The sequence below is a fragment of the Nocardioides sp. NPDC127514 genome (genome assembly GCF_040302125.1).
GTDB lineage: Bacteria > Actinomycetota > Actinomycetes > Propionibacteriales > Nocardioidaceae > Nocardioides.
On sequence record NZ_JBEORF010000005.1, the window covers coordinates 140,408 to 153,554 of the forward strand.

Annotated in this window: 13 protein-coding genes; 4 read left to right on the plus strand and 9 right to left on the minus strand. The window is 70.6% G+C overall.

What is annotated here, in order from left to right; genetic code table 11:
* The first annotated feature begins 42 nt into the window (after nt 1-42).
* From ABTX24_RS05685 to ABTX24_RS05695, 3 genes are read left to right on the plus strand one after another with little or no spacing between them, the layout of a single operon-like run.
* Nucleotides 43-1,002, plus strand: coding sequence for an ABC transporter ATP-binding protein (locus ABTX24_RS05685; RefSeq protein ID WP_350838110.1), 960 nt, complete (start codon nt 43-45; stop codon nt 1,000-1,002).
* On the plus strand, nt 999-2,012 hold the full coding sequence (locus ABTX24_RS05690) for an ABC transporter ATP-binding protein (RefSeq protein ID WP_350838028.1): 1,014 nt from the start codon (nt 999-1,001) through the stop codon (nt 2,010-2,012). The genes ABTX24_RS05685 and ABTX24_RS05690 overlap by 4 nt, the downstream gene beginning before the upstream one ends.
* Nucleotides 2,012-2,737 (plus strand): sulfite exporter TauE/SafE family protein, encoded by a 726-nt coding sequence (locus ABTX24_RS05695; protein WP_350713053.1) that lies wholly within the window; start codon nt 2,012-2,014, stop codon nt 2,735-2,737. Before ABTX24_RS05690 ends, ABTX24_RS05695 begins: the two co-directional genes overlap by 1 nt.
* Here ABTX24_RS05695 and ABTX24_RS05700 read toward each other — a convergent pair.
* From ABTX24_RS05700 to ABTX24_RS05715, 4 genes are all read right to left on the minus strand, one after another.
* A complete protein-coding gene (locus ABTX24_RS05700) occupies nt 2,734-3,741 on the minus strand; it encodes a 2-hydroxyacid dehydrogenase (RefSeq protein ID WP_350838030.1) in 1,008 nt (335 codons plus the stop codon). The two genes, ABTX24_RS05695 and ABTX24_RS05700, sit on opposite strands and share 4 nt — an antisense overlap.
* Nucleotides 3,742-3,942: 201 nt before the next feature.
* Nucleotides 3,943-4,755, minus strand: a complete 813-nt coding sequence (locus ABTX24_RS05705; RefSeq protein WP_160027960.1) for an IclR family transcriptional regulator — start codon at nt 4,753-4,755, stop codon at nt 3,943-3,945.
* Between the two features lie 21 nt (nt 4,756-4,776).
* On the minus strand, nt 4,777-5,715 hold the full coding sequence (locus tag ABTX24_RS05710; protein ID WP_160027962.1) for an alpha/beta fold hydrolase: 939 nt from the start codon (nt 5,713-5,715) through the stop codon (nt 4,777-4,779).
* Nucleotides 5,716-5,828: 113 nt separating this feature from the next.
* Nucleotides 5,829-7,544, minus strand: coding sequence for an MSCRAMM family protein (locus tag ABTX24_RS05715; RefSeq protein ID WP_350838033.1), 1,716 nt, complete (start codon nt 7,542-7,544; stop codon nt 5,829-5,831).
* Nucleotides 7,545-7,909: 365 nt separating this feature from the next.
* Here ABTX24_RS05715 and ABTX24_RS05720 point away from each other — a divergent pair, with 365 nt between their 5' ends.
* Nucleotides 7,910-8,296, plus strand: coding sequence for a hypothetical protein (locus ABTX24_RS05720; RefSeq protein WP_160027966.1), 387 nt, complete (start codon nt 7,910-7,912; stop codon nt 8,294-8,296).
* A 21-nt stretch (nt 8,297-8,317) separates the two neighbouring features.
* Here ABTX24_RS05720 and ABTX24_RS05725 read toward each other — a convergent pair whose 3' ends face one another.
* The 5 genes from ABTX24_RS05725 to fabG all read right to left on the minus strand — a co-directional run bounded on the left by ABTX24_RS05725 (nt 8,318) and on the right by fabG (nt 13,146).
* Entirely contained in the window at nt 8,318-9,643 is a 1,326-nt protein-coding gene (locus ABTX24_RS05725) for an MFS transporter (RefSeq protein ID WP_350838035.1), read from the minus strand.
* Between the two features lie 197 nt (nt 9,644-9,840).
* Entirely contained in the window at nt 9,841-10,293 is a 453-nt protein-coding gene (locus tag ABTX24_RS05730) for a MaoC family dehydratase (RefSeq protein ID WP_160027968.1), read from the minus strand.
* Nucleotides 10,293-11,516, minus strand: a complete 1,224-nt coding sequence (locus tag ABTX24_RS05735; RefSeq protein WP_350838037.1) for an acetyl-CoA C-acetyltransferase — start codon at nt 11,514-11,516, stop codon at nt 10,293-10,295. The genes ABTX24_RS05730 and ABTX24_RS05735 overlap by 1 nt, the downstream gene beginning before the upstream one ends.
* Nucleotides 11,513-12,412: an HTD2 family dehydratase gene (locus ABTX24_RS05740; protein WP_350838039.1), complete on the minus strand. Its 900-nt coding sequence runs from the start codon at nt 12,410-12,412 to the stop codon at nt 11,513-11,515. The genes ABTX24_RS05735 and ABTX24_RS05740 overlap by 4 nt, the downstream gene beginning before the upstream one ends.
* A complete protein-coding gene (gene fabG / locus ABTX24_RS05745; protein ID WP_350838041.1) occupies nt 12,409-13,146 on the minus strand; it encodes a 3-oxoacyl-ACP reductase FabG in 738 nt (245 codons plus the stop codon). The genes ABTX24_RS05740 and fabG overlap by 4 nt, the downstream gene beginning before the upstream one ends.
* Nucleotide 13,147: the final 1 nt, after the last annotated feature.

Consider the following 13,147-nt stretch of genomic DNA (forward strand, 5'->3'; position numbering starts at 1 on the left):
AGCACCCTGACCGAGAAGGCCGTCGCCCTCGACGTCGACGGCATGAGCGTCGACATCCGTACGCCCCGTGGTGTCGTCCGAGCCGTCGACAAGGTGACCTTCCAGGCACGCCGGGGCGAGACCCTCGCGCTGCTCGGGGAGTCGGGCTGCGGCAAGTCGATGACCGCCACCGCGGTCGTCGGCCTGCTGGAGCCGGTCGCCGACGTGACCGAGGGTGCCGTCCGCATCACCGGTGGCGGTGGCACCACCGACCTGCGGACGGCCTCGGCGCGGCGCCGGCGCGACATCGCCGGCAAGGAGCTGGCGATCGTCTTCCAGGACGCCCTCACCGCGCTCAACCCCGTCTACACCGTGGGCACCCAGCTGGCCGAGCCGTTCCGGATCCACCGTGGCCTGTCCAAGAAGGCAGCCCGCAAGGAGGCCATCGAGCTGATGCGCCGGGTCGGCATCCCCGAGCCGGAGACCCGGGTCGACTCCTACCCGCACCAGTTCTCCGGCGGCATGCGCCAGCGGCTGCTGATCGCGATCGGCGTGGCGCTGTCGCCGGCGGTGCTGCTCGCCGACGAGCCGACCACCGCGCTCGACGTCACGGTCCAGGCCCAGATCATGAGCCTGCTCAAGGACCTGCGAGAGGAGCGGGACATGGCGGTCGTGCTGATCACCCACGACCTCGCCCTGGTCTTCGAGCAGGCGGACCGGGTCGTGGTGATGTACGCCGGCAACGTGGTCGAGCAGGGCCTGGTCGAGGAGGTCTTCGGTGCTCCGAAGCACCCTTACACCGCGGGTCTGCTGGAGTCTGTGCCCGTGCACGCCGAGCGTGGTGCGGAGCTCAAGTCGATCGGCGGCTCGCCGCCGGAGCTGGCCGCGATCCCGGCCGGCTGCGTCTACCAGGACCGCTGCCCGATCGCCCGAGACCGCTGCCGCGAGGAGCGGCCCGCGGCCCGCGAGGTCGCCCCCGGCCACCTGTCCGCCTGCCACTTCCCCGACGAGGTGAACCGATGACTGACGCACCCCTCCTCGAGGTCCGCGACCTCACCAAGATCTTCCCGGTACGCCACGCCGGAAAGCGCAAGGAGCTGCGAGCGCTCGACGGTGTCACCCTCGACCTGCACCGGGGCGAGACCCTCGGCCTGGTGGGTGAGTCCGGCTGCGGCAAGTCCACGCTGGCCCGCACGCTGCTCATGCTGGAGACACCCGACGGTGGCTCCGTACGCTTCGACGGGGTCGACCCGACCACGACCAAGGGCGCCGACCTGCTGGCGTTCCGCCGCCGGGTGCAGATGGTGTTCCAGGACCCGTTCGCCTCGCTCAACGCCAGGATGTCGGCGGGCGACATCGTGAGCGAGCCATGGCGTACCCACACCGGTCTGCACAAGACCTCGCGTGAGCGGGCGGCTCGGGTGCGCGAGCTGCTGGACCTCGTCGGGCTGCGACCCGGCGACGCCGGGAAGTATCCGCAGGAGTTCTCCGGCGGCCAGCGGCAGCGTCTCGGCATCGCCCGCGCGCTCGCGCTCAACCCCGACGTGATCGTCTGCGACGAGCCGGTCTCCGCGCTCGACCTGTCGGTGCAGGCACAGGTGCTGAACCTGCTCAACGACCTGCAGCAGGAGCTCGGCGTGGCGTACCTGTTCATCTCGCACGACCTCTCGGTGGTGCGGCACGTCGCCGACCGGGTCGTGGTGATGTACCTCGGCCGGATCGTCGAGCAGGGCGAGACCGAGTCGACCTTCGAGCGGCCTCAGCATCCCTACACCGGGGCGCTCCTGTCGGCGGCGCCCTCGCTCGACCACGAGCGTCGGCGCGAGCAGATCATCCTGTCCGGCGAGATCCCCTCGCCGCTCAACCCGCCGTCCGGCTGCCGGTTCCGGACCCGCTGCTGGAAGGCGACCGACGAGTGCGCCACCGCGCTCCCGCCGCTCGCCATCGACCCGGTCGACGGCGGTCACACCGCGGAGTGCTTCCACCCGTTGGGGGCTGAGGAGCAGGAGCTGGCCGCGGCACAGGCGGGCTGATGGGGCTCTCGCTCGGGTCCTTCGCGCTCGTCGCCGTCGCGGTCGTCCTGGCCTCGGCCCTGCAGGCGTCCATCGGCTTCGGCATGGGGATGCTCGCCGCGCCCGTCGTCGCGCTGGTCGACCCGGCGCTGCTGCCCGGCACGCTGGTGATGCTCGCGTTCGTGGTGACGATCATGGTCGTCGTCTCCGAGCGGCAGCACATCGATCTGGGTGGCACCGGCTGGGCGCTGTTCGGCCGGGTGCCCGGGACGATCGCGGGCGCGCTGCTGGTCGCGGCGCTGCCCGAGCGGGGTCTCGCCCTGATGCTGGCCGCTGTGGTGCTGACCGGGGTAGCGCTCAACTCGCTGGGCTGGCAGCCGCGGCCGGTGCGCCGCAATCTCGTGGCCGCGGGGGCGGCCTCGGGACTGCTCGGCACTGCCACCTCGATCGGCGGTCCGCCGATGGCGCTGGTGTGGCAGCAGAAGGAGGGCGCCGGGCTTCGCAGCTCGATGAGCACGTTCTTCCTCGTCGGCTCGGCCCTGTCGTTCCTCGCCCTGGCCGCCACCGGGTCCGTCGACCAGCGCACCCTGCTGGTCACCGCCGCTCTCGTGCCCGCCCCGTTCCTGGGGTGGGGCCTGTCGCTGCTGCTCAACCGGGTGATGTCGCCGGTGCGGCTGCGGCGTACGGCGATCGCGGTGTCGATCTTCGGCGCCGTCATGCTGGTGGCCGACCAGCTCCTCGGCTAGCTCCTCGCCACCGGGTTGCGCAGCGGCCGGCCCTCGGCGAGCGCGTCGATGTTGTCGGTGATGTCCTGCGCGCGGCCGGCGAACACCTCGGCGGTGTGCCCCGACTGGTGCGGGGTCAGCACGACGTTCGGCAGCTTCGCGAAGTCGAGGTGCGAGGGCGGGGGAGCGTCGGGGTCGCGGGGGTTGCGCCACCACACGTCGATGCCGGCCCCGGCGATCGTGCCGGCGGTGAGCGCGTCGTGGAGCGCCTGCTCGTCGACCACGGCGCCGCGGGCGACGTTGACCAGCACGGCGCTGGGCCGCATCGCGGCGACGGCGTCGGCGTCGATGAGCCCGCGGGTCGCGTCGCTCAGCGGCACGGTCACGACGACCACGTCGGAGGCGGCCAGCAGCTCGTGCAGGGCCGAGTCGGGCCCGACCCAGTCCAGCTCGACGCCCGGCGGCAGCGGGGCGTCGGGGTTGCGGCGTACGGCCCGGACCTTCATCCCCATCGCCGACCCGAGCCGGGCGACGCTGGAGCCGATCTCGCCGAAGCCGACGATGCCCAGGGTGCGGCCGGCCAGCACACCGCCGAAGGGGTAGTCGTCGGAGACGATCGCGTTGCTCCACACGCCGCGGCGCATGTCGGCCTCGGACCGCAGGACGCCGCGCAGCAGCATCATCGACACCATCACCACGTGCTCGGCGATGGAGCGGCCGTGGTGGTAGGTGTTGGCCAGACGTACGTCACCTGGCAGCGCGTCGAGCGGGATCCTGTCCACGCCGGCACCGGTCACGTGCACCAGCCGGAGCCGGGGCATCGCGGCCAGCAGTTCAGCCGTCGTCGAGGAGCAGACCAGCACCTCGGCCGTCGCGGCGGCCTCGGCGAGCCGAGGGTCGTCACCCCACGCGAACGTCCACGTGTGCGGCGAGGTGCCCTTCCGGGTCAGTACGTCGGTGAACCGGGCCATGATCGGCTCGGTCACCAGCACGTTCAGTGGCGTGGTGGGAGAGGTGGAGGGCACGTCTGCGATTGTGTCATGCGTCTACATCTGTGGACAAGAGTCTCGTATGTGTGGACAGCGATGCCGGGAGGCGGTGCAGGAGTACCCGGTTAACCGGGTATTCCTGCACTTCTCGGGCATTGCAACGCCAGAGAAGTGCAGGAATTGCCAGAGAAGTCCAAGCTGGCGCCGGCCGCGGACGCTCTCGGGATTGGTCGCGGCTCAGGCCCACGTGAGGGAGTTGCGGATCGGGCCGACGACGCGGACGATCCGGTCCGCTGCCTGGCGCAGCGCGGCGATGACCTCGGCCTCCCGCTCGGGGGTGAGCCGGGCGATCGGGATGGAGGCGCTGATCGCGTCGGTGACCGGCTCGTCGTAGTGCAGGGCGACGGCGATGCAGCGCAGGCCGAGGGTGTTCTCCTCGTTGTCGATCGCGTAGCCGCGCCGGCGGGTCGCCTCGAGCTCGGCGGCCAGTGCGCCCCGGTCGGTGAACGTGTGCGGCGTGAGCGGTGCGAGCTCGGCCGGCAGATGGTCGGCGACCTCGTCCTCGGGCTGCGCGGCCAGGACCGCTTTGCCCAGCGACGTGGAGTAGGCCGGGAGCCTGCGGCCGACGCGGCTGTAGGGGCGGAGGTACTGCGACGACTCGCGGGTGGCGAGGTAGACCACGTCGGTGCCGTCGAGACGCCCGAAGTGGAAGGTCTCGTCGAGCTGCTCGCGGAGCTCGACGAGGAACGGGGTCACCTGGGGCAGGTAGGGGTCGGTGTCGAGGTAGCTGGTGCCGGCCAGCAGGGCCCGGATGCCGATGCCGTAGAGCGTGCCGGTCGCATCGCTGCGTACCCAGCCGTGCTTGGCGAGCGTACGGAGCAGGGCGTGCAGGCTGCTGCGGGGAACCCCGAGCGCCTCGCTCAGCTCGCGCAGCCGCACCGGGCGGTTCTGGCGCGCGGCGAGGAACTCGAGGATCTCCACCGTGCGGGCGGCGGACTTCACCTCGCGAACCCCTCCGGTGGCGGCATCGGGCGCGGCAGCGTCGTTCATGTCCGCAGGGTAATGCGCGGGTCAGATGCCCGTCCACGTATGAAGATCGTCTTCGGGTTCGGGGCCGTTGCGCAGCCGCGTCTGCCATCCGTGCTGATCCCAGATCGCCGGCTTGGTGCTCCGGATGAACTGTTCGACGGCCATCACGAAGCGCCCCGGGTCGGAGCGGAACGGGAAGTGGCCGGCGCCCTCGAACACCTCGAGCATGGCCTGCGGCATCGCCGCCTGCGCCTGCTCGGCGTGGCGGTAGGGGATGACGCCGTCGCGGTCGCCCCAGATCATCAGCAGCGGAATGTTCGAGGCCAGGTAGGAGCGATCGAGCATCGTGACGACCTGGCCGCGCCAGTCGACCACGGCGCGCAGGGTCCGGGCGAACGCCTGACGGGACTGGTTGTCCGGGAACGCGTCGACGATCCTGGTCAGATCCGGCGCATCGACGCCGAGATCGTGATCGAAGCGACGTAGCAGGCCGAGGGAGGCGGACAGCCCGATCCGCGAGATCGGCAGCCGCAGCAGCTTGAGCAGCTCTGGCGCCATCGGCAGGGTCGCGAGTCGCAGCCAGGTCGAGACACCGCGTCCGGAGCCGCCGTTGGAGACCAGCACGATCCGCTCGACGAGCTGCGGGTACTGGTAGGCCAGCTGCATCGCCACACCGCCGCCGAGCGAATGGCCGACGAGGGTGACCCGCTCCACGTCCAGCACGGAGAGCAGGTCGCGCATGCCGTTGGCGAACCCACCGATCGAGTAGTCGGCGCGGGGCTTGTCGGAGTCGCCGTGACCGAGCAGGTCGGGCGCGATGACCAGATGGTTCTGGGCGAACATCGGCAGGACGTCCTCCCACGTCCGCGAGCTGTCACCGATCCCGTGGATGAGCATGATCGCGGAGCCGTCACCGCCGATGCGGAACGCGCGCCTGTATCCGTGGATCACCCGAGACTGTTGCTCGATCACCCGCGTCATGATTGCACGCTAGTCGCCATGGGTTTCGGTGATGTTGCCGCTGCGCCGGCGGGGTGCCCGACGGGGCCGCCCGGTGAACCGGGCGGCCCCGCGGTCGGGGTGGATGTGGGGGATCAGGGATCGATCACGATGGTGCAGGTGACCGTCCGGGGTGACGGGTCGATCGCGATGCCCTCATGGGTGATCGTGTCGTCCCAACCGGTGGCGGTGCCGGTGTCCGGCGCGACGCCGGTGTTCTCGCAGGTCATCGACGTCAGGCTGGTCTCGCCCGAACCGCCGTCACGGAAGTTGACCTGGATGTCGGCGAGCGGCGCGTTGGTGAACGTCGCGACCGCCGCACCTGTCGGCTGGTTGTCGGTGCAGTTCGTCCCGCTGACGACGGTGACGGTCTGTGCGCCGCCGGGGGCGTCGGCGTAGCCGGGAGGCGGCGACGTCTCGGTCACGTCGTAGTCCCCGAGGGAGAGGCCCGATACGCAGACCTCGCCGACATCGGGATCCTGGTCGCCGGTGCCGTTGTCGGTGACGCTGGTGCCGTCGTAGGAGAAGACCGCTCCGGGGTTGGTGACCGCTCCGCCCTTCGTGCTGTTCTTCAGGATCTTCAGCGCTCCGAGCTGGAGCTCGTTGGTGTAGGTGCAGTCGAGTACGTCGGTGTCCTCGTTGATCGCGAAGGTCACCGTCGCGCCGGTGATGCTCGGCGTGACTCCGGTGCTGGCATCGCAGTTCACGCTGACGAAGCTCCAGTCGGACGGGATCACGTCCTCGACGACCGTGTAGCCGGAGCCGAAGAGCACGGTCTTGCCGTAGTCCTTCACCCCGTCATCTCGAAGCGTGAACGTGTTCGCGGAGGTGGGGTCGGTGCTGAACGCCTTGGTGTAGCCGAAGTCGGTGGCGTTGGGGTCCTCGTCCGGGAGCGTCTGCTTGCGGATGATCACCTGGCCACAGTTCTGCAGGTTGATGCCGACGGGTGCCACGAAGTCCTTCAGCTGCGAGGTGAAGGAGTCCGAGGAGCGGCTCTTCAGCATCGCGCTGCCGAACGATGTGCACTTGTTGGGCTGGAACAGGAGCCGCAGGTCGAGCTGAGCCTCACCGAAGGTCCGCGCCTGCTTCGAGCCGGAGGCGATCAGCCCATCGGAGTCCGCGGCCGGGATGGTCGAGGAGTTGATGGTGCCGGCCGCGCACGGAGCGCCACCACAGATGGCGGACGGGACGTCCAGGTCGGTGGTGGGACCCCAGGCCGTGCCGGTCCATCGGCGTGCGGAGATGTCCGCGCGGGAGCCGCCCTGATCGATGGCGTACTCGATGAGCAGGTCGCCGGCGGTGCGGACGACGTTGGGCCCGGAGGCGCACTTGGTGCTGGACTGGTTGAACTCGAAGTCCATCAGCGTGGTGCCGCTCGGGTCGCTCACCCGGCTCCAGGCGAGGTTCAGGAAGCCGGGGTGCGTTCCGGTGCCGGCTTCCCGGTAGACGTGGAAGCTCAGCAGGTCGCTCTTGTTCGGCGGGATCGAGTCGGTCACCTCACCGGGACAGGAGGTGTCCTCCTTGACACCTCCGGCGTAGGAGTTGTCGCCGGTGCCGTTGACCTTGTCGGTGGCCCGGGTCTCGGTGACGTTGGCCCAGTCGAGCGAGGGGGCCGGGTCGTCGACCTTGAGGTTGGCGTCGACGTCGATCTCGAAGTTGCTGCCGGCGAGGCTGGCCTCGGGATGAGACGCAGCGGCACCGGAGGCGACGAGCGTCGTGGCGACGAGGGCGGTGGCGCTCAGCGCCGCCAACCTCTTGAAGAGCCTCGGCTTGGTGGCGCGAGGCATGAGCGGGCTCGGTGTCGAGCGCATGGCGTGTCCCCTTTCAGAGACCTCGCGGTCGCTGTCAACGTGGGAGGGCGGGGCCCGCTTCCCAGATGCGGGGCTCCGTCGGCGCGCGCGGCTGCGGCCTGGACGGATGGTGTCTTCCGCGGGGGAGGGGCATCGGCTGGGGGTTCGATGCTCATTCCTCGTTACTCGATCGTTATCCCGCTCGGGGTACTTGCGCATGCCGAAGATCGGGTATCCGGGTGCTCGGGCTCCCGGAGGGATCTGGTCCTCTCCCATGGCCCTTACCTGCCCGTTACCGAACCTCAACGGCTCGGTCATCCCGGCCTCGGACTATGGATACCGAGGACCTTCCCCCACCTGTTCCCGACCATGTGAAGGAGCCGGAGATGGCAGCTGAGGCGACACGTCCCGCGGGACACGTCGACGTCCCGAACAGATTCCACCGCGAGAGCCGCATGGCCCGGTTCATCCGGTGGGCCGACGACTACACGCTGTGGGCGTTCAACCCGCCCGACGCGCTGGCGACGGGTGGATCGCCGACCCGCCGGGCCATCGCCGATCTGCCGGACGACCCGGCCGCGACGCTCCGTGACCTCGAGAACCAGCGCTGCCAGGTCGACCGGCATCTCGCGGATCTGAACGACGAGAGCGCGCGGGCCGTACGGCTGTTGCGGCGGCGCGGCTGGTCGTTCGGCCGGATCGCGGCGGAGACCGGGATCAGCAACCAGCGCGTCGCCCAGCTCGCACGTAGCTCGCTGGGCGCCGCCAGGTGACGATCCGGTAGTGACCGTGTCTCAGCGTCCCGCGGTCACCGTCGTGGCATCGTCGGTGGTCTCGCTCTCGGCGGCGCCCCGGCCGAGCAGCGCACGGGAGCACACCAGCGAGATCACGGTGGTCACGACCCCGAAGGCGACAGGTACGACGATGCTGCCGGATGTGTCGAGCAGCCACTGCAGGATCATCGGCGTGGTCCCGCACAGCGCACCGGAGAGGCCGTACGTCACCGAGATGCCGGTGTAGCGGACCCGGGCCGGGAAGGCCTGGGCGAGCATGCCCGCCATGACCGCGTAGAACATCACGTCGGGGATCGTGGCCATCACCGCGCCGATCATCGCGAGCGTCCAGTTCCCGGTGCTCATCAGCACGAACATCAGCGCGAGCGCGGGAATCTCGAGGGCGAGCAGGACGGTGACCAGGGTGCGCGGGTTCCAGCGGGTGGCGAGCACCGCGCCGAACGGCTGCACGAAGAACTGCACGACGCTGGCGATCAGGATGATGGTGAGGAAGGAGTCCTTCTCGAAGCCGAGGTACGTGGTGGCCCAGGAGAGCGCGAAGGTGTCGCGGGCGTAGACGACCACGAAGACGCACAGGATGCCGAAGACGCCGAGGGTCAGCTCACGGGAGTTGCTGCGGAACAGCTCGATCACCGGGACCCGGACGACCTCGTTGCGCTCCTGGAGGTCCTTCATCGCCGGGGACTCCTCGAGGCTGAGCCTGATCACGAGCCCGACCACGACCAGCGCGGCCGACGCCAGGAACGGCAGTCGCCAGGCCCATTCGAGAAGGGCGTCGTCGGGGAGCAGGCCGGTGACGGCGAGGAAGCTGAGCGTGGCCAGGATCCGGCCGGCGGGGGAGCCCTGCTGGGCGAAGGCGCCGAACAGGAAGCCACGGTCGGGACGGGTGTGCTCGGTCGCGATCAGCACCGCGCCGCCCCACTCGCCGCCCACCGCGAGGCCCTGCAGCAGCCGGAGCACGATCAGCAGCACCGGCGCGGCGGCGCCGATGGCCGCGTGCGTCGGCAGCAGGCCGACGCCGACCGTGGTGACACCCATCAGCAGCAACGTCAGGATCAAGGAGCGCTTGCGGCCGATCCGGTCACCGAGGTGGCCGAAGACCACGCCGCCGAGCGGCCGGGTCAGGAAGCCCACGGCGAACGTCGCGAAGGAGAGCAGGGTCGCGACCGCGGGCTCGGCGTTGCTGAAGAACAGTGGCCCGAAGACCAGAGCGGACGCGGTGCCGTAGATGTAGAAGTCGTACCACTCGATGGTGGTGCCGACGAAGGCGGCGATGCCCGCCTTGCGGGCCATCCGTTCGTCGGGGACGCGCGTTGACTGGGTCATGGGGACTGCTCCTCCGGGGGTTGTGTGTCGTCACGCACCGGAATGCTGTGTGACCGCGTTCACACTAGAAACCCGCGCCATTGCACGTCCAACACCAAATCTAGATGGCATTGATATCACTCGTGAGCCCAATGACGCTCCGGGCATGCCAAGGCCGCCGATCTCCCGGCGGGAAGATCGGCGGCACTCGTGAGGCGTCAGGGCAGGACCAGCGTGATGCTCTCCGCGACGCAGACCGGTCGCTCGGTGCCCTCGGCCTCGACGGTCCAGGCGACCAGCACCTGGGTCCCGGCCGGGACCGGCCGGACCTCCTTGATCCGCGGCGTGGCCCGGATCTTCGTGCCGACCTTGACGGGGGCGGGGAACCGCACCTTCTCGAGGCCGTAGTTGAGCCGAGCGGAGCCGGTATCGATCGTGTAGAGCTCGGCGGCGAAGGCCGGCAGCATCGACAGCGTGAGGTAGCCGTGCGCGATGGTGCCGCCGAAGGACGAGGTGGTGGCCCGCTCGACGTCGACGTGGATCCACTGCTGGTCGCCGCTGAGCTCCGCGAACCGGTCCACGCGTTCCTGGGTGATCTGCACCCAGTCCGTGGTGCCGAGCTCTTCGCCGACCGCTGTCTCGATCGCCGCGATCGAGGTGAACGTACGCATCAGACCACCCGCTCGAAGACGGCGGCGAGGCCCTGGCCGCCGCCGATGCACATGGTCTCGAGGCCATAGCGGGCCTCGCGGTGGTGCAGCTCGCGGGCGAGCGTGCCGAGCATCCGTACACCGGTTGCGCCGACCGGGTGGCCCAGCGAAATGCCGGAGCCGTGGACGTTGGTGCGCTCGAGGTCCTCGTCGGTGAACTTCCACTCGCGCATCACCGCCAGCGCCTGGGCGGCGAAGGCCTCGTTGAGCTCGATCACGTCGATGTCGGCCAGGGTCAGACCGGCCTTGGCGAGGGCCGCCTCCGTGGCGGGGACGGGGCCGATGCCCATCACGTCAGGACGTACGCCGGCGGCGGCCCAGGACACGAGCCGGACCAGCGGTCGCAGGCCGAGGCTCTCGGCGAGCTCGGCGGTCGTGACCAGACACATGGCGGCGGCGTCGTTCTGGCCGCTGGCGTTGCCGGCGGTGACGGTCGCCTCGGGGTCGGAGGAGCCGAGGATCGGCCGCAGCTTCGCGAGCGACTCCATCGTGGTGTCGGCGCGGGGGTGCTCGTCGGTGTCGACGACGACGTCGCCCTTCCGCGAGGGCACGGTGACCGGCACGATCTCCTCGGCGAAGACGCCGCTCTGCTGGGCGGCGACCGCGCGCTGGTGGGAGCTGGCGGCGAGCCGGTCCTGCTCCTCGCGGCCGATGGCGTACTCCCGGCGCAGGTTCTCGGCGGTCTCGAGCATGCCGCCGGGCACCGGGTGGAACCGGCCGCCCGGGGTCTGGCGGCCACGGGTGAGGCCGTCGTGGATCTGCACGCCGGTGCGCGCCCCGCCCCAGCGCATGTCGAGGGAGTAGAAGGCGACGTTGCTCATCGACTCCGCGCCGCCTGCGACCACGATCCCGCTGGTTCCGGAGGCCACCTGCATCACCGCGTTGGCGACGGCCTGCAGCCCGGAGCCGCAGCGTCGGTCGACCTGCTGACCGCCGACCGTGACCGGGAGCCCGGCGTCGAGCCCGACCACGCGGCCGATCGCCGGTGCCTCGGCGTTGGGGTAGCAGTGGCCGAGGATGACGTCGTCGATCCGCTCCGGGTCGATGCCGGTGCGGGTGAGCAGGCCCTGCAGCGCGGTGACACCGAGGTCGACCGGGCTCAGGTCCTTGAAGACGCCGCCGTAGCGGCCGATCGGGGTGCGGACGGGGTCGCAGATGACCACGTCGCGGGCGGTGTCACTCATGGTTGGTGCCTTTCAGGGGTGAGGGTGGCCAGCTCTGCGGTCAGGCCGGCCAGCGCGGTGCCGTCGGGGCGCCGCAGCGCGACCTCGACAGAGTCGGGCGGGGTGTCGGGAGCGGGGCGGTCGACCAGGACCTGGGCAGGGTCGCCGCAGAAGAGGGGAGCGGTGTTGCGGTGCGTCAGGCGGCGTACGGCGCGGTCGGGGTGGGCCAGCCGAAGGGCCTCGGCGAGCACCAGGGTCGACAGCGGGCCGTGCACGACCAGCCCGGGATAGCCCTCGATCCGGGTGGCGTAGGGCCAGTCGTAGTGGATCCGGTGCGGGTTGGCCGTCGCCGCGCTGAACCGCATGAGCAGGGTCGGGTCGGTGACGAACCGCCAGCCGTCGTCCTCGGCCACCAGCGGCGGGCCGGCCGGCGCGATCGCCGAGGCTGGTTCGGGATCCGGGAACGACGTGGGCGTCGGCGCTGCGTCGCGGTAGATCAGGTCCTGCCGCTCCTCGAGGAGGAGGTCGTCGCGCTCGGCGTCGACCAGGTGGGTGAGCACCTTGACGATCGCCAACCGGCCGCTGCGGCCGTCCTTCTCCTCGACGGAGACGACCTCGGACTCACGGACGGCCTCGGTGCCGACGCGGAGGTCGCCGTGGAACGTCACCTCGCCGCCGGCGAACATCCGCCGGGGCAGGTCGATCGGCGGCAGGAAGTCACCGCGGCGCGGATGGCCGTCGACTCCGATCACCGACGACGCCGGCCACCGCGGGAGCGCGACCCAGTGCCACAGCGGCGGGAGTACGTCCCCGGCGGCCGGCACCCGAGCACCGCTGTCGAGGAGCGCGCCGAGGGCGGCGACCGGACCCGCGTCCAGGGTCTCGGTCGACCTCACCCGGTGCGGCCGCCAGCTCACATGTACCTTCCGCCGGTCACCTCGGCGACCGTGCCGGTCATGTAGGAGGAGAGCGAGGAGGCGTAGAAGAGCGCTACGTTCGCGATCTCGGCCGGCTCACCGGCGCGACCCATCGGGATCTCGGCCATCTTCTCGTCCCAGATCCGCTGCGGCATCGCCTCGGTCATCGCCGAGCGGATCAGCCCCGGCTGGATCGCGTTGACGCGGACCCCGTGGTGGGCCATCTCCTTGGCCGCGGCCTTGGTCAACCCGACGATGCCGGCCTTCGCGGCCGAGTAGTTGGTCTGCCCGACCATGCCGACCTTGCCGGAGATCGAGGAGATGTTCACGATCGCGCCGGACTTCTGCTCGCGCATCCGGGCGGCGGCGAGCCGGGTGCCGTGCCAGCAGCCCTTGAGGTGCACCGCGATGACCTGGTCGAACTGGTCCTCGGTCATCTTCCGCATCGTCGCGTCGCGGGTGATGCCGGCGTTGTTGACGACGATGTCGAGCGAGCCGTACGTCGAGACCGCGGTCTCCAGCGCGCGCTCGACGTCCTCGCCGTTCACCACGTCGCAGGCCACGCCGGTGGCGACGTCCGGGCCCAGCTCCTTGGCTGCAGCCTCGGCCGCGGCGCCGTCGAGATCGGCGATCACCACCCGTGCCCCCTCCGCCACGAAGCGCTCCGCCACCGCGCGTCCGATGCCCTGCGCCCCGCCGGTGATCACCGCGGTCTTGTTGTCGAGAAGTGCCATG

Bases quoted from the DNA above. Each gene is read 5' to 3' on its own strand.
- ABTX24_RS05705 (WP_160027960.1), bottom strand. From the start codon at position 4,755: ATGAACGACGCTGCCGCGCCCGATGCCGCCACCGGAGGGGTTCGCGAG.
- ABTX24_RS05690 (WP_350838028.1), top strand. From the start codon at position 999: ATGACTGACGCACCCCTCCTCGAGGTCCGCGACCTCACCAAGATCTTC.
- ABTX24_RS05695 (WP_350713053.1), top strand. From the start codon at position 2,012: ATGGGGCTCTCGCTCGGGTCCTTCGCGCTCGTCGCCGTCGCGGTCGTC.
- ABTX24_RS05735 (WP_350838037.1), bottom strand. From the start codon at position 11,516: ATGAGTGACACCGCCCGCGACGTGGTCATCTGCGACCCCGTCCGCACC.
- ABTX24_RS05685 (WP_350838110.1), top strand. From the start codon at position 43: ATGAGCGTCGACATCCGTACGCCCCGTGGTGTCGTCCGAGCCGTCGAC.
- fabG (WP_350838041.1), bottom strand. From the start codon at position 13,146: ATGGCACTTCTCGACAACAAGACCGCGGTGATCACCGGCGGGGCGCAG.
- ABTX24_RS05715 (WP_350838033.1), bottom strand. From the start codon at position 7,544: ATGCGCTCGACACCGAGCCCGCTCATGCCTCGCGCCACCAAGCCGAGG.
- ABTX24_RS05725 (WP_350838035.1), bottom strand. From the start codon at position 9,643: ATGACCCAGTCAACGCGCGTCCCCGACGAACGGATGGCCCGCAAGGCG.
- ABTX24_RS05710 (WP_160027962.1), bottom strand. From the start codon at position 5,715: ATGACGCGGGTGATCGAGCAACAGTCTCGGGTGATCCACGGATACAGG.
- ABTX24_RS05730 (WP_160027968.1), bottom strand. From the start codon at position 10,293: ATGCGTACGTTCACCTCGATCGCGGCGATCGAGACAGCGGTCGGCGAA.
- ABTX24_RS05720 (WP_160027966.1), top strand. From the start codon at position 7,910: ATGGCAGCTGAGGCGACACGTCCCGCGGGACACGTCGACGTCCCGAAC.